Source organism: Actinomadura sp. NPDC049382 (genome assembly GCF_040677125.1).
In the GTDB taxonomy this organism is placed as follows: Bacteria; Actinomycetota; Actinomycetes; order Streptosporangiales; family Streptosporangiaceae; genus Spirillospora; species Spirillospora geliboluensis.
Map to the genome: position 1 here is coordinate 1 of NZ_JBFARO010000085.1, position 20,983 is coordinate 20,983.

Genomic DNA, 20,983 nt, shown 5'->3' on the forward strand with positions numbered 1-20,983 from the left:
AATCCCCGTTTCCCTCCCCCCCCCTCCCGCCACACCCACCCCCCCCCCGCCCCCCCCCCCCCCGGCCCCCGCCGCGGCGGGAGCCGGCAGGGGCCCCGAGCGGCCCGACCTGCCCGCCCCCGCCGCTAGCCTTGACGACCATGAGCGAACCCCAGCCCACCGGACCCGCCCCCGCCCTCGGCCGCATCCCCCACGGCCCCTTCCGCCCCGGCGACCAGGTTCAGCTCACCGACCCCAAGGGCCGCATCAACACCATCACCCTGCAGCCCGGCAAGCTCTACCACTCCCACAAGGGCTCCATCCCCCACGACGACATCATCGGCAGCCCCGAAGGCAGCGTCTTCCGCTCCACCGGCGGCATCGAATACCTCGCCTTCCGCCCCCTCCTCGCCGACTTCACCCTCCGCATGCCCCGCGGCGCCGCCGTCGTCTACCCCAAGGACGCCGCCCAGATCATCGCCATGGCCGACATCTTCCCCGGCGCCCGCGTCATCGAGGCCGGCGCCGGATCCGGCGCCCTCACCTGCTCCCTCCTGCGCGCCGTCGGCGAACACGGCCTCGTCTCCTCCTACGAGCGCCGCCCCGACTTCGCCGACATCGCCCGCGCCAACGTCGAGAAGTTCTTCGGCGGCCCCCACCCCGCCTGGCGCCTCACCGTCGGCTCCCTCGAACACGCCCTCGCCGAAACCGACGCCGACCGCGTCGTCCTCGACATGCTCGCCCCCTGGGAGACCCTCGACGCCGTCGCCAAGGCCCTCATCCCCGGCGGCCTCGTCTGCGCCTACATCGCCACCACCACCCAGATGTCGCGCGTCGTCGAGGACCTGCGCGCCCAGGGCGGCTTCGCCGAGCCCTACGCCTTCGAGACCATGCTCCGCTCCTGGCACGTCGACGGCCTCGCCGTCCGCCCCGACCACCGCATGGTCGGCCACACCGGCTTCCTCGTCACCGCCCGCCGCCTCGCCGACGGCGTCACCCCGCCCGCCCGGCGCCGCCGGCCCGCCAAGGGCGCCCACCCCGCCCCGGGCGGCGACGCCCCCCGCGGCGACACGCCCGGCGCGGAACCCGCCGGCGGCCCCGACGACGCGCCCGGGCGCCCCACCGAGTCCTAGATCACAATCCGGCCGCCCGGCGGCGCCCCGCCGCGCCGCGCCCGGCCGCGCGCGTCCCGCGCACACCCACCGAACTCGGCAAACCCCCCGTCACGACACGCCCGACACCCCGGACCCCCAGGTCCACACCCCGTAACCCCACGCCCCGCACCACCCCCACAGCACCCCTCCCAACCCTCCCGGAAGACCCCCGCACGACACGAACACCGAATGGGCAGGTTACGGAAGCCCTCCAGATAGGTAGGGTCTCAGTAGGTCGTCGGCTCTCTTCGTGAGGAGGTGACGGGGCGTGGCCGCTCGTGACGATGCTGGGGCGCGCAGGGCGCAGCACGAAAAGGAGGTCAGGGACCTCCAAACGCAGATCTCCTTCCTGGAGGAGGAGATCTCCGTGCTGCGCCGCAAGCTCGCGGAATCCCCGCGCCAAGTACGTGTGCTGGAAGAACGCCTCCATGAGGCACAGGCAAACCTGGCCGCAGTGACCGGCCAGAACGAGCGACTCGTAGCGACCCTCAAAGAGGCTCGCGAACAGATCGTGGCGCTCAAGGAGGAGGTCGACAGGCTCGCACAACCACCGTCCGGATTCGGCGTCTTCCTCGAAGCCCGCGACGACGGGACCGTCGACATCTTCACCGGCGGGCGCAAGCTCCGCGTGAACGTCAGCCCCGCCGTCGAGATCGACGAACTCCAGCGCGGCCAAGAGGTCATGCTGAACGAGGCGCTCAACATCGTCGAAGCCCTCGACTTCGAAGAGCAGGGCGAAGTCGTCATGCTCAAGGAGCTCTTCGACGACGGCGAACGCGCCCTCGTCATCGCGCACGCCGACGAGGAACGCGTCGTCAAGCTCGCCGAGCCGCTGCGCGGAGTCCCGCTCCGCGCCGGCGACTCCCTGATGCTCGAATCAAGGTCCGGCTACGCCTACGAGAAGATCCACAAGGCCGAGGTCGAAGAACTCGTCCTCGAAGAGGTCCCCGACATCTCCTACAACGAGATCGGCGGCCTCGGCTCCCAGATCGAACTGATCCGCGACGCCGTGGAACTTCCCTACCTGCACGCCGACCTGTTCCGGGAGCACCAGCTCCGCCCGCCCAAGGGCGTCCTCCTCTACGGACCCCCCGGCTGCGGGAAGACCCTCATCGCCAAGGCCGTCGCCAACTCCCTGGCCAAACAGGTCGCGGAGAAGACCGGCCAGGAGGGCAAGAGCTTCTTCCTCAACATCAAGGGCCCCGAGCTGCTCAACAAGTACGTCGGCGAGACCGAGCGGCACATCCGCCTCGTCTTCCAGCGGGCCCGCGAGAAGGCGTCCGCCGGGACCCCCGTCATCGTCTTCTTCGACGAGATGGACTCCATCTTCCGCACCCGCGGCTCCGGAGTCTCCTCCGACGTCGAGAACACCATCGTCCCGCAGCTGCTCAGCGAGATCGACGGTGTCGAGGGCCTGGAGAACGTCATCGTCATCGGCGCGTCCAACCGCGAGGACATGATCGACCCCGCGATCCTGCGCCCCGGCCGGCTCGACGTCAAGATCAAGATCGAGCGGCCCGACGCCGAGGCCGCCAAGGACATCTTCTCCAAGTACATCCTCGGCGGACTCCCGCTCCACCCCGACGACCTCAAGGAGCACGGCGGCTCCGCCGAGGCCACCGTCGACGCCATGATCCAGCGGACCGTCGAACGCATGTACGCCGAGACCGAGGAGAACCGCTTCCTGGAGGTCACCTACGCCAACGGCGACAAGGAAGTCCTCTACTTCAAGGACTTCAACTCCGGCGCGATGATCCAGAACATCGTCGACCGCGCCAAGAAGATGGCCATCAAGCAGTTCCTCGACACCGGCCAGAAGGGCCTGCGCGTCACCCACCTCCTCGCCGCCTGCGTCGACGAGTTCAGCGAGAACGAGGACCTGCCCAACACCACCAACCCCGACGACTGGGCCCGCATCTCCGGCAAGAAGGGCGAGCGGATCGTCTACATCCGCACCCTCGTCTCCGGGACCAAGGGCGCCGAGGCCGGACGGTCCATCGACACCGTCGCCAACACCGGCCAGTACCTGTAACGCCCCGCACCATGACGGCAACCGCGCGGCGGCTCCCCCGACGGGGGGCCGCCGCGCCCGCGTTCCGCGGGGCCGCCGGACCCCGCGCCGCCACGCCGCAACCCCCGCCACACCCCCGTCCCGTGGCTCCACCCCCGCCGCCCCGATAGGCTCGACGATATGACTGTTCGGCGGGTGATGGGCATCGAGACCGAGTACGGCATCTCCGTACCGGGACAGCCAGGGGCCAACGCGATGGTGACCTCCTCCCAGGTCGTCAACGCCTACCTCGCGGCTTCGGCGGCACGGGCCCGCAGGGCCCGCTGGGACTTCGAAGAGGAGAACCCGCTCCGCGACGCCCGCGGCTTCGACCTCGCCCGCGAGGTCGCCGACCCCACCCAGCTCACCGACGAGGACCTCGGCCTCGCCAACGTCATCCTCACCAACGGCGCCCGGCTCTACGTCGACCACGCCCACCCCGAGTACTCCGCACCCGAGTGCACCAACCCCCGCGACGCCGTCATCTGGGACAAGGCCGGCGAGCGCGTCATGGCCGACGCCGCGCAGCGCGCCGCCCTCGTCCCCGGCACCCACCCCATCCAGCTCTACAAGAACAACACCGACAACAAGGGCGCCTCCTACGGCTGCCATGAGAACTACCTCATGCGCCGCGAGACCCCCTTCGCCGACATCGTCCGGCACCTCACCCCCTTCTTCGTCTCCCGCCAGGTCGTCTGCGGCGCCGGCCGCGTCGGCATCGGCGTCGACGGCCGCGGCGACGGCTTCCAGATCAGCCAGCGCGCCGACTTCTTCGAGGTCGAGGTCGGCCTGGAGACCACCCTCAAGCGGCCGATCATCAACACCCGCGACGAGCCCCACGCCGACCCCGAGAAGTACCGGCGCCTGCACGTCATCATCGGCGACGCGAACATGGCCGAGCTGTCCACCTACCTCAAGCTCGGCACCACCTCGCTCGTCCTCGCCATGATCGAGGACGGCTTCCTCACCGTCGACCTGTCCGTCGACATGCCCGTCGCCGCGCTCCGCGCCGTGTCCCACGACCCGTCCTGCAAGCACCTGCTCACCCTCCGCGACGGCCGCAAGATGACCGCCGTCCAGCTCCAGATGGAGTACCTCGAGCAGTCCCGCAAGTACGTCGAGGACCGCTTCGGCGCCGACGTCGACGAGATGACCAAGGACGTCCTCGACCGCTGGGAGTCCGTCCTGCACCGCCTGGGCGACGACCCCATGCAGCTGTCCCGCGAGCTCGACTGGGTCGCCAAGCTCTCCCTGCTCGAGGGCTACCGCAGCCGCGACGGCCTCGACTGGTCGCACCCGCGCCTGCAGCTCGTCGACCTGCAGTACACCGACATCCGCCCCGACAAGGGCCTCTACAACCGCCTCGTGGACCGCGGCCGCATCGACCGGGTCATCACCGAGGCCGAGGTCCAGGCCGCCGTGGAGGACCCGCCGGAGGACACCAGGGCCTACTTCCGGGGCCGCTGCCTGCGCCAGTACGCCGAGTCCGTCGCCGCCGCGTCCTGGGACTCGGTCATCTTCGACGTCCCCGGCCGCGAGTCGCTCCAGCGCGTCCCGACCCTGGAGCCGCTGCGCGGCACCAAGCAGCACGTGGGCGGCCTCCTGGACCGCTGCCGTACCGCCGCCGACCTGGTGGCGACCCTGACCGGCCAGAGCTGACCGGACGCCCCGGAGCCGGGCGGCGCGAGAGCGCGCCGCCCGGCTCTCGCGCGTTCCATTGGATAGTGTGACTATCGAGCCCTATCGCCCCGCTGACCTGCGCGGACGGGTGAGGTCTCGGTTTCGTGACCGCTTTGCCCGTTTCACTGCCCGGCGGACCGGCGATAACCCGAGCATGCCCTCGGCCCGCGGGGAACCGGGACGGCGAAACGGACGTTTCAAGATCCGCTAGCCGTCGAAGATCCCGGCTAGGGTCGGAGGCACCGGCAGAGCGGAGGTACGGAATGGCCACGAAGGACACCGGCGGTCAGAAGCAGACCACCCGGCGCACGGAAGAGGTCGAGGAGACCGAGGCCACGACCACCGAGGACGTGCAAGAGCGCCAGGAGAAGCTCACGGACGACGTGGACTCAATTCTGGACGAAATAGACGAAGTATTGGAAGAGAACGCAGAAGACTTCGTCCGTGCCTATATCCAGAAGGGGGGGGAATGATCCCGGTTTGTCCGATCCACTAGCCCCACTGATCGGACAGGATTCCGAGGACAATCTCCTCATAACCTAAAAGCCATCCCGAACGCATGGGCGAGACTTTAAAGTCTCGCCCATGCGTTCGAAAGTGTGCCGTGACTGCGGCGAACTGAAGCCCGAGACCGACTTCTGGAAGCTCACGTCCTCCAAGGACGGCCTGGCCTACTACTGCAAGGTCTGCTTCGGTCTGCGCAACAGCCGTTCATATCGAAAGAAACAGGCGAAGCTGGGCAAGACAACGAGGGCCTATCGCCGGCATTCGGATGTCCCCGAGGGGATGAAGTACTGCCCGCAGTGCGAAGAGGTGAAATCGGTCGCCGAGTTCGGGCGGAACCGCTCCGCCGCCTCCGGTCTGACCCACTACTGCCGCCCGTGCCACGCGAGGGCGGTCGCGGAGATCAGAGACCGCAAGCACGGCAGCGCGCGCAACTACCTGCTCAAACTCCGCTACGGCGTCACGGAGCAGGAGGTCGACCAGATGATCGCCCGCCAGGGCGGAATCTGCGTCGTCTGCCTCCGAGCGAACCCAGAGCACGTAGATCACAGCCACCTCACAGGTGTGGTCCGCGGAGTTCTCTGCTTCAAGTGCAACGGTGCGCTCGGCCAGTTCCGCGACGACCCGCGCCTGCTGGGCGATGCCGCGGACTACCTGGAGCTCCGCGGCCCGCACGCGAGCCGCATGCATGCCGAACTCGGCTCGCCGGTCATCGACGATCGCGCTCGCCGCAACGACGGCTTCGCCCACTGGGGGGCGAGGACGACGCCCAACACCACGCCCCGACAGAACCACCTGCGCCGCAGGTACGGAATCAATGACGGGGACGCGGCATGGCTTCTCTCCGTCCAGGGCGGCATGTGCGCGATCTGCTGGGACGTCCCCGCCGAGCACGTGGACCACGATCATGTGACGGGTGCCGTGCGCGGGATGGCGTGCGGCGGCTGCAACACGGGTATGGGCCAGCTCGGGGACGACCCGGTTTCGCTGAGGCGTGCGGCGGACTACCTGCTCGGCGAACTGGTCAGAACGGTCCCCGCGCCGGGCGGGAGGGGACGTCTGTCGTTCACGGTGCCCGACGTCGACCCGAGCACGGTGGCGGCAGGGGGCTGGGAGTCCTACCGGGAGGCGGACGGTCGTCATCGCCGGTCGGTGTGGGCGGTCGACGACGACCATGAGGGGCCGACATGGCTGTCCCGGTGCCTGGAACGGATCATGGACTCCTATGCGTCCATGGTCGAGGAGCGCGCGGGGTGACGTCCCGGGCGGTTGTCGCGCTGCGAGGGTTCGCCGTGGGCTTAGGCGGGTGGGGATCACGTGGCATGCGCGCGGGCGACCTTGAACAGTAGGGTCGTAGACGTCCGTGCCGGTGGGGTTGTCCAGCGCCGGTGCCATGGTGGAGGGAAGGGAGTCGCGTGGCGTCCCACGATTCGCATATCGGGCGTCTGCCCGGGTTGTTCGCGAACCCGGATACGTCGTCGTTCACCGAGTTCCTGGGGGCGTACTCCCCGCAGTCGCTGCCCGGTGGGCGGACGCCGCCGGCGTCGCGGGCGGGGGACGAGATCCCGCACGGGACGACGATCGTCGCGGTGAGCTTCCCCGGCGGGGTGGTGATGGCGGGGGACCGGCGGGCGACCGCGGGCAACGTCATCGCGCAGCGCGACATCGAGAAGGTGTTCCGGGCGGACGAGTTCTCCGCGATCGCGATCGCCGGGACGGCCGGCATCGGGATCGAGATGGTGCGGCTGTTCCAGGTGGAGCTGGAGCACTACGAGAAGCGCGAGGGCCGGACGCTGTCGGTGGAGGGCAAGGCGAACCGGCTGGCGACGATGGTGCGGCAGAACCTGGCGATGGCGATGCAGGGCCTGGCGGTGGTGCCGCTGTTCGCGGGCTATGACGAGGAGCGGGACGAGGGCCGGATCTTCTCCTACGACCCGGCGGGGGGCCGGTACGAGGAGCGGGACTTCCACTCGATCGGCTCGGGGTCGGTGTTCGCGCGCGGCGCGCTGAAGAAGCTGTACCGGGGCGACCTGTCGGCGGAGGACGCGGCGCTGGTGTGCGTGCAGTCGCTGTACGACGCGGCGGATGACGACTCGGCGACGGGCGGGCCCGATCTGACGCGCCGGATCTTCCCGGTGGTGGCGTCGGTGACGTCGGACGGGTATCGCCGGCTGGGCGAGGACGAGGTGGGCGCGCTGGCGCAGGCCGTCGTCGACGGACGTTACGACTCGCCGGGCGGTCCGACCGCCCCGCTGCGATAGAAGGGATCCTGACCGGTGTCCATGCCGTTCTACGTGTCGCCCGAACAGCAGATGAAGGACAAGGCGGACTATGCGCGCAAAGGTATCGCGCGTGGCCGCAGTGTCGTGGTGCTGCAGTACGACGACGGCATCCTGTTCGTGGCGGACAACCCGTCGCGGGCGCTGCACAAGATCAGTGAGATTTACGACCGGATCGCGTTCGCGGCGGTGGGGAAGTACAACGAGTTCGAGAACCTGCGGCTGGGCGGGGTGCGGTACGCCGACATCAACGGGTACCAGTACGACCGCCGGGACGTGACGGCGCGGGGGCTTGCGAACGTGTACGCGCAGTCGCTGGGGACGATCTTCACGGAGACGAACAAGCCGTACGAGGTGGAGCTGGTCGTCGCGGAGGTGGGCGAGGACGCGGAGACCGACCAGATCTACCGGTTGACGTTCGACGGTTCGGTGGCGGACGAGCACGGCTATGTGGCGATGGGCGGGCAGGCGGACGCGGTGGCGCAGTCGCTGAAGGACGGCTACCGCGAGGGCTCGTCGCTGGTGGAGGCGCTGCGGACGGCGGTGCGGGCGCTGGAGGCGCAGGATTCGGACCGGCATCTGGAGGCGACGTCGCTGGAGGTCGCGGTGCTGGACCGGAACCGGGAGCACCGGCTGTTCAAGCGGCTGACGGCGGCGCGGATCGCGGATCTGCTGTCGGCGGCGGAGGGGTCCGGCGGGGCGGGGGCCGCGTCGGGCGATGCCGAGCCGGGCGGTTCCGCGGGGTCGTCTCCGGCGTCGGGGGCGGACGAGGACTGAGGCCGCGCGGTCCTGCGCGCCGTCCCGGTGGGGGCGGGCGGGGGCTGCGTGGCTGGGGCCCGTCGTGGCGGTGCGGTCGTGTCCGCGTCGCCGCGGCGGGCTTTGCCGTGCCGAGGGTACGGCGGGGCGGCGCCGCGGGAAACGGTGGGGTCGAGAGACTGCCAAGTGGGGGCCTGGCCGCATAGGGTCTTGGTGTGGACAGGCGCATCTTCGGGCTTGAGAACGAGTACGGCGTCACTTGTACCTTCCGGGGGCAGCGGCGGCTGTCGCCGGACGAGGTGGCGCGCTATCTGTTCCGGAGGGTGGTGTCGTGGGGTCGTAGCAGCAATGTGTTCCTGCGCAATGGGGCGCGGCTGTACCTGGACGTGGGAAGTCATCCGGAGTACGCGACGCCGGAGTGCGATTCGGTCGTGGATCTGGTGACGCATGACAAGGCGGGTGAGCGGATCCTGGAGGGTCTGCTGGTGGACGCCGAGCGGCGGCTCCGCGAGGAGGGCATCGCCGGCGACATCTACCTGTTCAAGAACAACACGGATTCGGCGGGCAATTCGTACGGCTGCCATGAGAACTATCTGGTGGGCCGGCACGGGGAGTTCGGCCGGCTGGCGGACGTCCTGATCCCGTACCTGGTGACGCGGCAGATCATCTGCGGTGCCGGGAAGGTGCTGCAGACGCCGCGCGGCGCGGTGTACTGCGTGTCGCAGCGGGCGGAGCACATCTGGGAGGGCGTGTCGTCGGCGACGACGCGGTCGCGTCCGATCATCAACACGCGGGACGAGCCGCACGCGGACGCGGAGCGGTTCCGGCGGCTGCACGTGATCGTCGGCGACTCGAACATGAGCGAGACGACGATGCTGCTGAAGGTCGGGGCGACCGACCTGGTGCTGCGGATGATCGAGGCGGGCGTGGTGATGCGCGACCTGACGCTGGAGAACCCGATCCGGGCGATCCGCGAGGTGAGCCATGACATGACGGGCCGGCGGAAGGTGCGGCTGGCGAACGGCCGGGAGGCGAGTTCGCTGGAGATCCAGAAGGAGTACTTCGGCAAGGCGCGGGACTTCGTGGACGCGCGCGGCGGCGACGCGACGGCGAAGCGGGTGCTGGAGCTGTGGGAGCGGACGCTGCGGGCGGTGGAGACCGGGGATCTGGACCTGGTGGCGCGGGAGATCGACTGGGTGACGAAGTACAAGCTGATCGAGCGGTACCGCCGCAAGTACGATCTGCCGCTGTCGTCGCCGCGGGTGGCGCAGCTGGATCTGACGTACCACGATGTGCATCGTGACCGGGGCCTGTACTACCTGCTGGAGAAGCGGGGCTCGGTGGACCGGGTGACCCGTGATCTGGACATCTTCGAGGCGAAGTCGGTTCCGCCGCAGACGACGCGGGCGCGGCTGCGGGGCGAGTTCATCCGGAAGGCGCAGGAGAAGCGGCGCGACTTCACGGTGGACTGGGTGCATCTGAAGCTTAACGACCAGGCGCAGCGGACGGTGCTGTGCAAGGACCCGTTCCGGTCGGTGGACGAGCGGGTGGACAAGCTGATCGCGGGGATGTAGCGGCGGCGCGGCGGCCTCCGGCGCGACACGCGCGCCGGGGGCTACCGGCGGGTCACCAGGGCGGTAGGGTGAGCGCGCAGTAGCGGTTCGTCGCCCCTCGGAGGACCCCCGTATGCTCCGCCGTTCCCGTGTGCTGTCCGTGGTCGTCGTGCTCGCCGCGCCGTTGGCGCTGTCGGCGGGGTGCTGGTGGGGCGGCGACGGTGTGGGTGTGACGGTGCGGGGCGATGTCGGGAAGCTGCCGGAGGTGAAGTTCCCGAAGGGCGCGCCGGGCGAGAAGTTCGCGGTGGAGACGCTGGTGGACGGGAAGGGCGCCGCGGCCCGCAAGGGTGATCTGGTGGTGGCCGATTATGTGGGCTACCGGTGGAGCAAGGACGGGCGGAAGCTGCTGGCGAGCAGTTACGCGAAGGGGCAGCCGGGGGCGTTTCCGACGGGCCGGCTGGTGCCGGGGCTGACGAAGGCGTTCGTGGGGGCGCGGGCGGGGTCGCGGGTGGTGGCGCGGATCCCGCCGGAGGACGGTTTCGGCGCGGACGGGGACCCGAAGCACCAGGTGGGGGCGGACGACACGCTGGTGTACGTCTTGGACGTGCGGGCGGTGTATCCGAAGTCGGCGGGGCCGCGCGGGGCGAAGCAGGCGCCGCTGAGCGAGCCGGGGCTGCCGAAGGTGGCGGAGGCGCCGGCGGGGCAGGCGCCGGTGGTGACGATGCCGCGGGTGGCGGCGCCGAAGAGGCTGCAGGTGCGGACGCTGGTGCGGGGTGACGGCCCGGCGGTGCGCAAGGGGCAGCTGATGGTGCTGCAGTACGGCGGGTATTTCTGGCGGGACGGGCGGGTGTTCGATTCGTCGTGGTCGTCGGGGCATCCGTCGGCGGCGGTGATCGGGACCGGTCAGGTGATGAAGGGCTGGGACCAGGGCCTGGTGGGGCAGCGGGTGGGCAGCCGGGTGCTGCTGGTGGTGCCGCCGTCGCTGGGGTACGGGGCGAAGGGCCTGGCGCAGTTCGGGATCAAGGGCTCGGACACGCTGGTGTTCGTGGTGGACCTCCTGGGCGCGCACTGACCCGCACCGCGCACTGACCCGCGCCGCGCACTGACTCCCTCCACGCTGGCCCGCCGCCGGCGGCGGGCCGTCGCGGCGCTTCTAAGCGAAGTCGTCGTTGTTCTTAGTATGGCGGGGTGGAGGACATCGAGGCGATCGCGCTGCTGCAGGATCCGGTGCGGCGGCGGCTGTACGAGTTCGTGGCCGCGCAGGGGCGCGAGGTGGGGCGCAACGAGGCGGCGGAGGCGGCGGGCGTCGCGCGGACGCTGGCGGCGTTCCATCTGGACAAGCTGGTGGACGCGGGGCTGCTGGAGGCGGGCAGCAGGCGGTTGACGGGCCGGTCGGGGCCGGGTGCGGGGCGTCCGGCGAAGGTGTACCGGCGGTCGGCGGTGGAGCGGGGCGTGTCGGTGCCGCCGCGTGACTACGGGACGGCCGCGGGGGTGCTGGCGGAGGCGGCGGAGTCGGCGGGCCTGGACATGGAGGTGCAGGACGCGGCGCGGCGCCGGGGTCGGGCGCTGCGGGGCGCGTGGGGCGGTGGCGTCGAGGGGCTGGCGGGGGTGCTGGCGGAGCGGGGCTATGAGCCGGTGGCGGACGAGGGCGGGGCGGTGCTGCGGATGCGCAACTGCCCGTTCCACGCGGTGGCGGAGGTATTCCCGCCGCTGGTGTGCGGGATGAACCTGGCGCTGCTGGAGGGGCTGGTGGAGGGTTCCGAGGTGCGGGTGCGGATGGATCCGCGGCCGGGCTGGTGCTGTGTGGCGGCCGATGTCCCGCAGCCGGAGCCGCCTTCTAAAAACAATGAGCGTTGACATAGAAACGCGCGCCGTGGTGAGGTGGGGATCATGACCGATGACGCCGCGTACCATCTCGCCGAGTTCAACGTCGCCACCCTCCTGGAGCCCCTCGACGCGCCGGGCATGGCCGACTTCGTCGCGCTGCTCGACCCGGTGAACGCGCTCGCCGACGCCGCGCCGGGCTTCGTGTGGCGCCTGGTGGAGGAGGGGGAGGCGGACGCGACCGGGATGCGCCCCGCCGGCGCCGATGTGATCGTCAACTACTCGGTGTGGGAGTCGGCCGAGGAGTTGTGGGACTTCGTGTACCGCAGCGCGCACCTGGAGACGCTGCGGCGGCGCCGGGAGTGGTTCCGGCGGCACCTGGAGGCGCATCTCGTCATGTGGTGGATCCCGGCGGGCAAGATCCCGACCGTGGAAGAGGGCTTGGAGCGCCTCGCGCTGCTGCGCGCCCACGGCCCGTCCCCGCGCGCGTTCACGTTCAACGCGTCCTACACCGCCGCCGAGGCCGCCGCCGCGGAGGAGACCGCGGCGGCGGGGGCCGCCGGGGTCTCCTAGCCGAGCAGGGCGGCGGTGTGGCGGCCGGCGGCGGCCGCCGTGAGGAAGTAGGGGAGGTCCTCGTCGAGCCGTCGGCCCATGGTGGACAGCCGGACGCCCCAGTCCTTCTCGGCGGCGCTGAGGGTCTCGTGGAGGCCGTCGACGGGGACGGGGACGAGCCGGTGCCGGTCGCCGAGCGGGGCGGCCTCGGCGGCGACGCGGGCGCCGAAGGCGCCGCCGAGTTCGGGGACGGGGATGTCGGCGGCGGCGAGGGCGACGCGGCCGTAGGCGGTGAGGGAGTGGTGGGAGACGCCGATGTGGCGTTCGCGCTTGTCGCCCTCGCTGACGCGCAGTGAGCCGACGGGCCGGCCGCCGAGGACGGACGCCGCGTTGACGGCCTCGCCGGCGGAGACGCCGGAGAACCCCCACTTGGTCCCGGTGCCGAGGTTGCCGGGGCCCTGGGCGAGGACGGCGACCTCGGCGTCCAGGACGAGCCGCGCGGCGAGGAGCCCGGTGTGGACGGTGACGGCTTCGAGGTCGCCGCCGAACGCCTGCCCGGCGGTGACGGTTGCGGCCAGGGCCCCGGCGTCCTTGAGCCGGGCGATGGACATGGAGAACCAGGCCGGCAGCGCGCCGCCGTCCGGCATGACGTACACGACGCGGGTGGCGGGCCGGGCGGCCAGCAGCGCGGCAAGGATCGGCGGCAGCGCCGAGTGCAGGTCGGCGACGATGACGGGCATGCCGCCGACGGAGTCGGCGTCGCGGAGCAGGTCGTGGTGGGGGGAGTCCTGCTCGTCGGCGCCGAGGACGGTGGCCTGGAGCGGGGTGTAGCGGGCCTTGACCAGGTGGCCGGGGCCGGCGGGGTCGGGCGGGAGCCGGTCGGGGACCGCGACGACCATGGCGTAGCCGCCGGTGCCGAGGCCCATCGCCAAGGCCGTAGTGTTGAGCAGGACGGTATCGCCCGGTTCGGGCCGGCCCACCAGGGCGGGATAGGCCAGGGCGCGGTGCGTGCCGTCGCCCCCGATTGAGACGGTCAGCTCGACCGCCCCCGGCCATTCGCGGCGGATGTCCTCGACTGTGCCTTTGCGCCATCGGATCACACCGGGAAACGGTAGCGTCCTGCACGACGGCTCGCGGGGGCGATCGGTCCACCCGGCGGGGGCGGGGCCACGCGGGGACACGGAGGGAACGAGGTGGTGGCGGAGTGTCGCGGCGCAAGACCGAGCGCTTGCTGAATCTGGTGGTCTGCCTGCTCGCGACCCGGCGCTATCTGACGGCCGAGCAGATCCGCCGGGCCGTGCCCGGCTACCCGGACTCCGATGAGGCGTTCAAGCGCATGTTCGAGCGGGACAAGGAGGAGCTCCGCGAGCTCGGCGTCCCCCTCGAGGTGGGCAGCGACCTGCAGGGCGGCGGCGGTGAGGAGATCGGGTACCGGATCCCGCCGCAGGCCTACGAGCTGCCCGACATCCATCTGACGCCGGACGAGGCGGCGGTGCTGGGCCTCGCGGCGCGGGTGTGGCAGCGGGCGAGCATGGCGGAGGCGGCGTCGGGGGCGCTGCTGAAGCTGCGCGCGGCGGGGGTGGAGACCGACGCGGCGCCCGCGGTGGGGATCGAGCCGCGGGTGAACACCCACGAGCCGTCGTTCGCGGCGCTGTGGGAGGCGGTGCGGGACGGCCGGCCGGTGGCGTTCGACTACCAGGGCATCGGGCGGACGTCGGTGGTGCGGCGGCACCTGGAGCCGTGGGGGGTGGTGAGCCGCCGGGGCCGCTGGTACGTGGTGGGGTTCGACCGCGACCGCGACGAGCAGCGGGTGTTCCGGCTGAGCCGCATCGTGGGCGAGGTCGCGGCGGACGGCGCGGCGGGGTCGGTGACCGTCCCGGACGGGGTGGACGTGCGGCGCATCGCGTTCGACTGGGGCGACCCGGTGAGCGAGCCGCGGCCGGCGGTGGTGCGGCTGCGGCGGGGCGCGGCGCAGGGCCCGCGGCGGTGGGCCCGGGACGTGCGCCCGGTGGAGGACGCGGCGTGGGACGGCGACTGGGACGAGGCGGTGCTGACGTTCCGTGACGTGGACCGGTTCGCGCCGTACCTGGCGCGGTTCGCCGACGACGTGGTGGTGCTGGACCCGCCCGACCTGCGGGAGGCGGTGATCCAGCATCTGAAGTCGGTGCTGGCGGGCGCGGGCGGCTGGCCGGCGCCGGAGGGGGAGGTTCGATGAGCGGGAAGGCGGCGGCGACGACGTCGACCGACCGGCTGGGGCGGCTGCTGGCCCTGGTGCCGTACGTGGTGAACCGGGACTCGGTGCTGCTCGGCGAGGCGGCGGCGGCGTTCGGGGTGACCGAGAAGCAGCTGATCGACGACCTGAACCTGCTGTGGTGCGTGGAGCTGCGGGCGCCGGACCCGTACTGCCCGATCGACCTGTCCTACGAGGGCGGGGAGATCACGGTGGCGGAGGCGGAGTCGATCGCGCGGCCGCTGCGGCTGAAGACCGACGAGGCGTCGGCGCTGCTGGTGGCGCTGCGGATGCTGGCGGGCATCCCGGACCTGGACGACCGGGACGCGCTGAGCCGGGTGATCGCGAAGCTGGAGAGCGCGGCGGGGGAGGCCGCGGCGGTGTCCAGCAAGGTCGCGGTGGAGGTGGACGCCTACGGCGGCACCGCGGACCCGGCGCGCACCGCGGTCGGGGTGCTGCGGGACGCGATCGCGCGGCGCCGCCGGGTGCACCTGACGTACTACGTGCCGGCGCGGGACGAGAACACCGAGCGGGACGTCGACCCGATGCGGCTGCTGGTGGTGGAGGGCAACACCTACCTGGAGGGGTGGTGCCGGCGGGCGGAGGCGGTGCGGCTGTTCAAGCTGGACCGGATCGCCGGGCTGGCGGTGCTGGAGGTGCCGGCGCAGGTGCCGGACGAGGCGGAGCCGATCGACGTGGACGCGGGGCTGTTCCGGCCGTCGCCGCAGGACGCGGCGGTGATGCTGGAGCTGACGCCGCGGGGCCGGTGGGTGGCGGACTACTACCCGTGCGAGAGCGTGGAGGAGCTCGGGGAGGGGCGGCTGCGGGTCGTGCTGCGGTCCCCGGACGCGCGGTGGGTGCGGGGGCTGGCGCTGCGGCTCGGCGACCAGGGCCGGGTGGTGGCGCCCGAGGCCGTCGCGGCCGGGGTGCGGGAGGACGCGGCGCGGGCGCTGTCCCGGTACGGGCTGGCGTAGCGATCCGGTAGCCTCGCCGGGTGATGTGGGTCGCGGTGTCGGTGTCGCTGGGCTTCGCCGGGCTGGCCGTGCTCGCCTGGTGCGCCTTCAAGGTGTGGCTGGGCGTGCGGCGTTTCGGTCGTGAACTGGAACGCACCAGGCGGCGGCTGGAGCCGAAACAGTCGGCGCTGCGCGATGAACTCTCCCGCCTCGACGAATCCCGGTCGTCACAAACGTCCGGCGAGGGCGTACGATCTGCGTGAGTGCCGTCTGCTGAAGAGGATTGCCATGCCGAACATCGGGACTCCCGAACTGATCATCATTCTGCTGGTCGTCGTGCTGATCTTCGGTTCGGCGAAGCTGCCGCAGCTGGCGAGGTCGCTGGGCAAGTCCGCGCGGATCCTGAAGGCGGAGACCAAGGGGCTGCGCGAGGACGACGACGCGCCCGCCGACCAGGCCGCGCAGCCGGCGCAGGCGGCGGCGCAGTCCCCGGCGCAGCCGCAGGGTGAGGCGGACGCGCGCGAGCGCGCGGCGCGGCTGCGGGAGGAGGCGGCCCGGCTGGAGCGCGAGGCCGCCGCGGCCGAGGGCGGGCGCCCGCGCGGTGCGCTCGGTTCCGGTGAGCCGATCCAGGGTGTGCCGGTGTCGGACCCCGACCGGCTCCGCCAGGGCTGACGGCCCGCCGCGACGATCCCGCCCCGCCGCCCCCGAGCCTGAATGCCCGCGATGAAGCTGAACAGGCGCGACGCCGCCCCCGACGGCCGCATGCCGCTCATGGACCACCTCCGTGAGCTGCGCAACCGGTTGATCAAGGCGATCCTGGCCTTCGTGGTCGGCGCGATCGCCGGCTGGCTGCTGTTCGACCCGGTCTGGGACTTCCTGAAGCAGCCGTACTGCTCGCTGCCGCAGTCCCACGTGGTCGACAAGGACCAGTGCTCCCTGTTCGTCAACGGGATCTTCTCCTCGTTCTTCCTGAAGCTGAAGATCTCCTGCATCATCGGCGCGGTGATCTCCGCGCCGGTGTGGCTGTACCAGCTGTGGGCGTTCATCGCGCCGGGGCTGTACCAGCGCGAGCGGCGCTGGACGTACGTGTTCCTGGGCGCGGCGGTCCCGCTGTTCTTCGTCGGCACCGGCCTGGCGTACCTGACGGTCGACAAGGGCCTGGCGATCTTCCTGGGGTTCGTCGCCGACGACGTCAAACCCCTGATCACGGTCGACAGCTATCTCGGCTACGTGCTGACGATGCTGCTGGTGTTCGGGCTGACGTTCGAGCTCCCGCTGTTCGTGGTGGTGCTGAACCTGGCCGGGGTGCTGAGCTCGTCGCGGATCCGCCGGTCGCAGCGGATGATCCTGTTCGGGATCTTCGTGTTCGCGGCGGTCGCGACGCCGAGCGCGGACCCGTTCACGATGCTGGCGCTGGCGCTGCCGACGGTGCTGCTGTTCGAGATCGCCGCGCTGCTGGCGTTCCTCAACGACCGCCGCCGCGCCAACCGCGCCGATCCGTACGCGGGCCTGTCCGACGACGAGGCGTCCCCGCTGGACCTGGAGGCGATCGACGCCGAGCTGGAGAAGGGCGAGCGGGCCCGCTGATTGGGTATCGGGCCGGTCGAAACCGTAGGCTCGAAGTATGACCACCCCCGACACGACGTCGGCCGAGCAGTCCCCGGCCCAGCGCTACGCGGCCTACCGCAGGCGCACCGCGGGGCACGGCCCGGCCCTGCTGGACTTCCGCACCCTGTACGACTTCGAGCTGGACCCGTTCCAGCTGGAGGCGTGCCAGGCGCTGGAGGACGGCAGCGGCGTCCTGGTCGCCGCGCCCACCGGATCCGGGAAGACCGTGGTGGGGGAGTTCGCCGTCCACCTGGCGCTGACCGGCGGCACCAAGTGCTTCTACACCACGCCGATCAAGGCGCTGTCGAACCAGAAGTACGCCGATCTCGTCCGCCGGTACGGGCCCGAGAAGGTGGGGCTGCTGACGGGTGACAACAGCGTGAACGGCGAGGCGCCGATCGTCGTGATGACGACCGAGGTGCTGCGGAACATGCTGTACGCGGGGTCGCAGACCCTGGCGGGGCTGGCGTTCGTGGTGATGGACGAGGTGCACTACCTCGCCGACCGGTTCCGCGGCGCCGTCTGGGAAGAGGTGATCATCCACGTCCCGGACTCGGTGCGGATCGTGGCGCTGTCGGCGACGGTGTCCAACGCCGAGGAGTTCGGCGAGTGGCTGCACGAGGTCCGCGGCGACACCGCCGTGATCGTGGACGAGCACCGCCCCGTCCCGCTGTTCCAGCACATGCTCGTCGGCTCCCGCCTGTACGACCTGTTCGCCGACACCGGCAAGGGCAAGGACCGGCAGGCCCGGCTGAACCCGCAGCTGACGCGGATGGCGGTGGAGGAGGTCCGCCGCGCGAAGGTCAACCAGGGGCGGCGGACGGGCCGGCGGCGGGCGCCGCGGCCGCAGCGGTTCCGGCCGCCGCACCGGCCGGACGTGATCGAGCGGCTGGAGCGCGCCGGGCTGCTCCCGGCGATCACGTTCATCTTCTCCCGGGCCGGCTGCGACGCGGCGGTGCTGCAGTGCCTGCACGCGGGGATCCGGCTGACCTCCAAGGAGGAGGCGGAGGAGATCCGCGCGCACGCCGAGCTGCGCACCGCCGACATCGCGCCGGAGGACCTGCGGATCCTCGGGTTCGGCGACTTCCTGGACGCGCTGGAGCGCGGTGTCGCCGCGCACCACGCCGGGATGCTGCCGACGTTCAAGGAGATCGTCGAGGAGCTGTTCACCCGCGGGCTGATCAAAGCGGTGTTCGCGACGGAGACGCTGGCGCTCGGCATCAACATGCCGGCCCGCACCGTGGTGATCGAGAAGCTCGACAAGTGGAACGGGGAGGCGCACGTCGACCTGACGCCCGGCGAGTACACGCAGCTGACGGGCCGGGCGGGGCGGCGCGGCATCGACGTGGAGGGCCACGCCGTGGTGGTGTGGGGCCCGAACGTGGAGCCGGCGTCGGTGGCGGGGCTCGCGGGCACCCGCACCTACCCGCTGAACTCCAGTTTCCGGCCGTCCTACAACATGGCGGTGAACCTGGTCGGCGCCGTCGGGATCGAGCGGGCCCGGACGCTGCTGGAGGAGTCGTTCGCGCAGTTCCAGGCCGACCGGGCGGTGGTCGGGCTGGCCCGGCAGGTCCGCAAGAACGAGGAGGCGCTGCAGGGGTACGCGGAGGCCGCGCAGTGCCATCTGGGCGACTTCATGGAGTACGCGGCGATGCGGCGGCGGCTGTCGGACCGGGAGGCGGAGCTGTCGCGGGAGCGGTCGTCGGCGCGGCGCGCGGAGGCGGCGAAGTCGCTGGAGCGGCTGCGGCCGGGCGATGTGATCCTGGTGCCGTCGGGGCGGCGGTCGGGCCTCGCCGTCGTGCTGGACCCGGGGGTGGGGCGCCGCTCGGACGGCCCGGCGCCGCTGGTGCTGACGGTGAACCGGTCGGTGCAGCGGCTGTCGGTGCAGGACTTCCCGCGCGCGGTGGAGCCCGTCGACCGGATCCGGGTGCCGAAGTCGTTCAGTCCCCGCAACCCGCAGGACCGCCGCGACCTGGCGTCGACGCTGCGCAACCGGGTGCCCGACGACGTGCGGGAGCGCAAGCGGTCGCGGGGGGACTCGGCCGCGGCCGAGGACGCCGAGGTGACGCGGCTGCGCGCGGAGCTGCGCCGCCATCCCGTGCACGGCTGCGACCAGCGCGAGGACCACGCCCGCTGGGCGGAGCGGTACCACCGGCTGGACCGGGAGACCGAGCAGCTGCGGCGCCGGGTGGAGGGCCGCTCGCAGGTGATCGCGCGGACGTTCGACCGGGTGTGCGCGGTGCTGCAGCAGCTCGGGTACCTCGACGGCGACGCGGTGACCGAGGCGGGCCGCCGCCTCGGCCGGATCTACAACGAGCTGGACCTGCTGACGGCCGAGAGCCTGCGCGAGGGGCTGTGGGACAAGCTCGGCCACGCCGAGCTGGCCGCGTGCGTGTCGGCGCTGGTGTACGAGTCGCGGCAGCCCGACGACGCGACGCCGCCGCGGACGCCGGGCGGTGCCGCGCAGGACGCCCTGGCCGCGATGGTGCGGCTGTGGGGGGAGCTGGACGCGGTCGAACGCGACAACCGGGTGTCGTTCCTGCGGGAGCCCGACCTGGGGTTCGCGTGGACGGCGTACCGGTGGGCGAAGGGCGACGACCTGGACGAGGTGCTGCTGGAGAGCGACCTGACCGCGGGCGACTTCGTCCGCGCGGTCAAGCAGCTGCTGGACCTGCTCGGCCAGATCGTCGACGCGGCGCCGGAGAACAGCCACCTGCGCAAGACCGCGCGGCGGGCGATGGACGCGATGCGCCGCGGCGTCGTGGCGTACTCCTCCGTGGCCTAGCCCCGGCCCCGGGGCTAGGGGCGGCCGTCGCGGCGGCGGGCGCGGCGCGCGGACAGGGTGCGGTTCACGCGGTGGGTGGCGAGGCGGACCAGGAGCGGCCGCGGCGGGCGCCGCAGCACGCCCGGCGTGATGCGGTGCACGGTGGAGGCGGTGCCGAGCAGCAGCGCGGCGGCGCGGCGCCGGCCCGGCGTCCACGGCAGCCCGTACTGGTCGCGCAGCGGTTCGGGCAGCATCGCCGCGGTGATGAGCCGGAACACCGCGAGGGCGGGGAACAGGACGCGCAGTTTGCGGGGCCGCAGGACGGCGTCGGCGACCTCGCGGGCGGTGTCGGTGACCTCCAGCGCGGCGAGCGTCTCGGCCATGTAGGCGCGGAATTCGGCCAGGTCGGCGGGCTGGGCGTCCAGCGGGCAGCCGAGGACCTCGGCGACGACGCGGGCCTGCCGGTAGTAGTCCTCGGGCAGGCCGTCGTCGCGGGGCCGCATGAGGGTCTCGTGGACGTACAGGGCCGAGTCGATGAGGGTGGCGTTGACCCACAGCTGCAGGCCGGGGTCGTTGCCGGAGTAGCCCTCGCCGCGGACGGCGCCGTGGATGCCGCGGACCTTCGCGGCGATCCGGCCGACCTGGTCGGGCGTGCCGAAGGTGGTGACGAGCAGGAAGTCCAGGGTGCCGAACAGCCGGGCGAGGGGCCGGTCGGCGAAGTCGCTGTGCTCGGCGACGCCGCGGGCCACGGCGGGGTGGGCGAGCTGCATGAGCAGGGCCCGGCCGGCGGCGAGGCCGACGAGGGGCTCGGCGGCCAGCGCGCGCAGCACGTCGCGGTCGGCGAGCCGCTCGGCCGGCAGGTCGGGCGCGGGGATCGGGGGTGTGGCGGGCAAGCGTGCCTCCCGAGCGGTCGGAGCGTGGCCGCCATCCTCCCGCACCTATTGACGAACGGTCAATAAGGCCGGCGGCGCGGGACCCGCAGGCCGGCACCCCCTCCGAAGGTCGGAGGCGGCTCCGCACTCCGGAGGATCCGCGCGCCGCGCCGGACGCGCTAGTGTGACCGTGATCACGGAAAACGCCGCCGAACCGACCGGGAC

General features: G+C 71.9%; 19 protein-coding genes. 17 read left to right on the forward strand and 2 right to left on the reverse strand.

Annotation, left to right across the window (positions count from 1 at the left end):
- Positions 1–140: 140 nt before the first annotated feature.
- From AB0K34_RS33190 to AB0K34_RS33240, 11 genes are all read left to right on the forward strand, one after another.
- On the forward strand, positions 141–1,112 hold the full coding sequence (locus tag AB0K34_RS33190) for a tRNA (adenine-N1)-methyltransferase (protein ID WP_364552923.1): 972 nt from the start codon (positions 141–143) through the stop codon (positions 1,110–1,112).
- A gap of 289 nt (positions 1,113–1,401) precedes the next feature.
- Positions 1,402–3,165 carry a proteasome ATPase gene (arc, locus tag AB0K34_RS33195; RefSeq protein ID WP_364552924.1) on the forward strand — a complete coding sequence of 588 codons (1,764 nt, stop codon included), beginning with the start codon at positions 1,402–1,404 and terminating at the stop codon, positions 3,163–3,165.
- A 159-nt stretch (positions 3,166–3,324) separates the two neighbouring features.
- On the forward strand, positions 3,325–4,842 hold the full coding sequence (dop, locus tag AB0K34_RS33200) for a depupylase/deamidase Dop (protein ID WP_301177318.1): 1,518 nt from the start codon (positions 3,325–3,327) through the stop codon (positions 4,840–4,842).
- Positions 4,843–5,126: 284 nt separating this feature from the next.
- Positions 5,127–5,336: a ubiquitin-like protein Pup gene (locus AB0K34_RS33205; protein ID WP_089325987.1), complete on the forward strand. Its 210-nt coding sequence runs from the start codon at positions 5,127–5,129 to the stop codon at positions 5,334–5,336.
- Positions 5,337–5,448: 112 nt separating this feature from the next.
- Complete coding sequence (locus tag AB0K34_RS33210; protein ID WP_364552925.1) at positions 5,449–6,624, forward strand: endonuclease VII domain-containing protein; 1,176 nt, start codon at positions 5,449–5,451, stop codon at positions 6,622–6,624.
- A 158-nt stretch (positions 6,625–6,782) separates the two neighbouring features.
- A complete protein-coding gene (gene prcB / locus AB0K34_RS33215) occupies positions 6,783–7,628 on the forward strand; it encodes a proteasome subunit beta (RefSeq protein ID WP_138641984.1) in 846 nt (281 codons plus the stop codon).
- 21 nt (positions 7,629–7,649) lie between these two features.
- Positions 7,650–8,423 (forward strand): proteasome subunit alpha, encoded by a 774-nt coding sequence (gene prcA, locus AB0K34_RS33220; protein WP_301177320.1) that lies wholly within the window; start codon positions 7,650–7,652, stop codon positions 8,421–8,423.
- A gap of 194 nt (positions 8,424–8,617) precedes the next feature.
- Positions 8,618–9,976, forward strand: a complete 1,359-nt coding sequence (gene pafA, locus AB0K34_RS33225; protein ID WP_067800572.1) for a Pup--protein ligase — start codon at positions 8,618–8,620, stop codon at positions 9,974–9,976.
- Between the two features lie 112 nt (positions 9,977–10,088).
- The gene (locus AB0K34_RS33230) at positions 10,089–11,027 is read left to right on the forward strand and encodes an FKBP-type peptidyl-prolyl cis-trans isomerase (protein WP_364552927.1); all 939 of its coding nucleotides are present in this window, start codon (positions 10,089–10,091) and stop codon (positions 11,025–11,027) included.
- A gap of 116 nt (positions 11,028–11,143) precedes the next feature.
- Complete coding sequence (locus AB0K34_RS33235) at positions 11,144–11,812, forward strand: transcriptional regulator (RefSeq protein WP_364552928.1); 669 nt, start codon at positions 11,144–11,146, stop codon at positions 11,810–11,812.
- A 33-nt stretch (positions 11,813–11,845) separates the two neighbouring features.
- Positions 11,846–12,352, forward strand: coding sequence for a DUF3291 domain-containing protein (locus AB0K34_RS33240; RefSeq protein WP_301177314.1), 507 nt, complete (start codon positions 11,846–11,848; stop codon positions 12,350–12,352).
- On the opposite strand, the gene AB0K34_RS33245 is transcribed toward AB0K34_RS33240, so the two are convergent.
- The gene (locus tag AB0K34_RS33245) at positions 12,349–13,431 is read right to left on the reverse strand and encodes a DUF3866 family protein (protein ID WP_364552930.1); all 1,083 of its coding nucleotides are present in this window, start codon (positions 13,429–13,431) and stop codon (positions 12,349–12,351) included. The two genes, AB0K34_RS33240 and AB0K34_RS33245, sit on opposite strands and share 4 nt — an antisense overlap.
- A 104-nt stretch (positions 13,432–13,535) precedes the next feature.
- On the opposite strand from AB0K34_RS33245, the gene AB0K34_RS33250 reads away from it, so the two are divergent.
- From AB0K34_RS33250 to AB0K34_RS33275, 6 genes are read left to right on the forward strand one after another with little or no spacing between them, the layout of a single operon-like run.
- Positions 13,536–14,546, forward strand: coding sequence for a WYL domain-containing protein (locus AB0K34_RS33250; RefSeq protein WP_364552931.1), 1,011 nt, complete (start codon positions 13,536–13,538; stop codon positions 14,544–14,546).
- Positions 14,543–15,535, forward strand: coding sequence for a WYL domain-containing protein (locus AB0K34_RS33255; protein ID WP_364552932.1), 993 nt, complete (start codon positions 14,543–14,545; stop codon positions 15,533–15,535). The genes AB0K34_RS33250 and AB0K34_RS33255 overlap by 4 nt, the downstream gene beginning before the upstream one ends.
- 23 nt (positions 15,536–15,558) lie before the next feature.
- The gene (locus AB0K34_RS33260) at positions 15,559–15,777 is read left to right on the forward strand and encodes a hypothetical protein (protein ID WP_301177319.1); all 219 of its coding nucleotides are present in this window, start codon (positions 15,559–15,561) and stop codon (positions 15,775–15,777) included.
- A gap of 25 nt (positions 15,778–15,802) precedes the next feature.
- Positions 15,803–16,186, forward strand: a complete 384-nt coding sequence (gene tatA / locus AB0K34_RS33265; protein ID WP_364552934.1) for a Sec-independent protein translocase subunit TatA — start codon at positions 15,803–15,805, stop codon at positions 16,184–16,186.
- A 51-nt stretch (positions 16,187–16,237) separates the two neighbouring features.
- Positions 16,238–17,101, forward strand: a complete 864-nt coding sequence (gene tatC, locus AB0K34_RS33270) for a twin-arginine translocase subunit TatC (RefSeq protein WP_364552935.1) — start codon at positions 16,238–16,240, stop codon at positions 17,099–17,101.
- A 37-nt stretch (positions 17,102–17,138) separates the two neighbouring features.
- Positions 17,139–19,907 (forward strand): DEAD/DEAH box helicase, encoded by a 2,769-nt coding sequence (locus tag AB0K34_RS33275; protein WP_301177308.1) that lies wholly within the window; start codon positions 17,139–17,141, stop codon positions 19,905–19,907.
- A gap of 14 nt (positions 19,908–19,921) precedes the next feature.
- Here AB0K34_RS33275 and AB0K34_RS33280 read toward each other — a convergent pair whose 3' ends face one another.
- Positions 19,922–20,779 carry an oxygenase MpaB family protein gene (locus tag AB0K34_RS33280; RefSeq protein ID WP_364552936.1) on the reverse strand — a complete coding sequence of 286 codons (858 nt, stop codon included), beginning with the start codon at positions 20,777–20,779 and terminating at the stop codon, positions 19,922–19,924.
- Between the last annotated feature and the right edge of the window lie 204 nt (positions 20,780–20,983).

Bases quoted from the DNA above. Each gene is read 5' to 3' on its own strand.
- AB0K34_RS33190 (WP_364552923.1), top strand. From the start codon at position 141: ATGAGCGAACCCCAGCCCACCGGACCCGCCCCCGCCCTCGGCCGCATC.
- dop (WP_301177318.1), top strand. From the start codon at position 3,325: ATGACTGTTCGGCGGGTGATGGGCATCGAGACCGAGTACGGCATCTCC.
- AB0K34_RS33205 (WP_089325987.1), top strand. From the start codon at position 5,127: ATGGCCACGAAGGACACCGGCGGTCAGAAGCAGACCACCCGGCGCACG.
- AB0K34_RS33210 (WP_364552925.1), top strand. From the start codon at position 5,449: ATGCGTTCGAAAGTGTGCCGTGACTGCGGCGAACTGAAGCCCGAGACC.
- prcA (WP_301177320.1), top strand. From the start codon at position 7,650: ATGCCGTTCTACGTGTCGCCCGAACAGCAGATGAAGGACAAGGCGGAC.
- AB0K34_RS33230 (WP_364552927.1), top strand. From the start codon at position 10,089: ATGCTCCGCCGTTCCCGTGTGCTGTCCGTGGTCGTCGTGCTCGCCGCG.
- AB0K34_RS33240 (WP_301177314.1), top strand. From the start codon at position 11,846: ATGACCGATGACGCCGCGTACCATCTCGCCGAGTTCAACGTCGCCACC.
- AB0K34_RS33255 (WP_364552932.1), top strand. From the start codon at position 14,543: ATGAGCGGGAAGGCGGCGGCGACGACGTCGACCGACCGGCTGGGGCGG.
- AB0K34_RS33260 (WP_301177319.1), top strand. From the start codon at position 15,559: ATGTGGGTCGCGGTGTCGGTGTCGCTGGGCTTCGCCGGGCTGGCCGTG.
- tatA (WP_364552934.1), top strand. From the start codon at position 15,803: ATGCCGAACATCGGGACTCCCGAACTGATCATCATTCTGCTGGTCGTC.
- tatC (WP_364552935.1), top strand. From the start codon at position 16,238: ATGAAGCTGAACAGGCGCGACGCCGCCCCCGACGGCCGCATGCCGCTC.
- AB0K34_RS33275 (WP_301177308.1), top strand. From the start codon at position 17,139: ATGACCACCCCCGACACGACGTCGGCCGAGCAGTCCCCGGCCCAGCGC.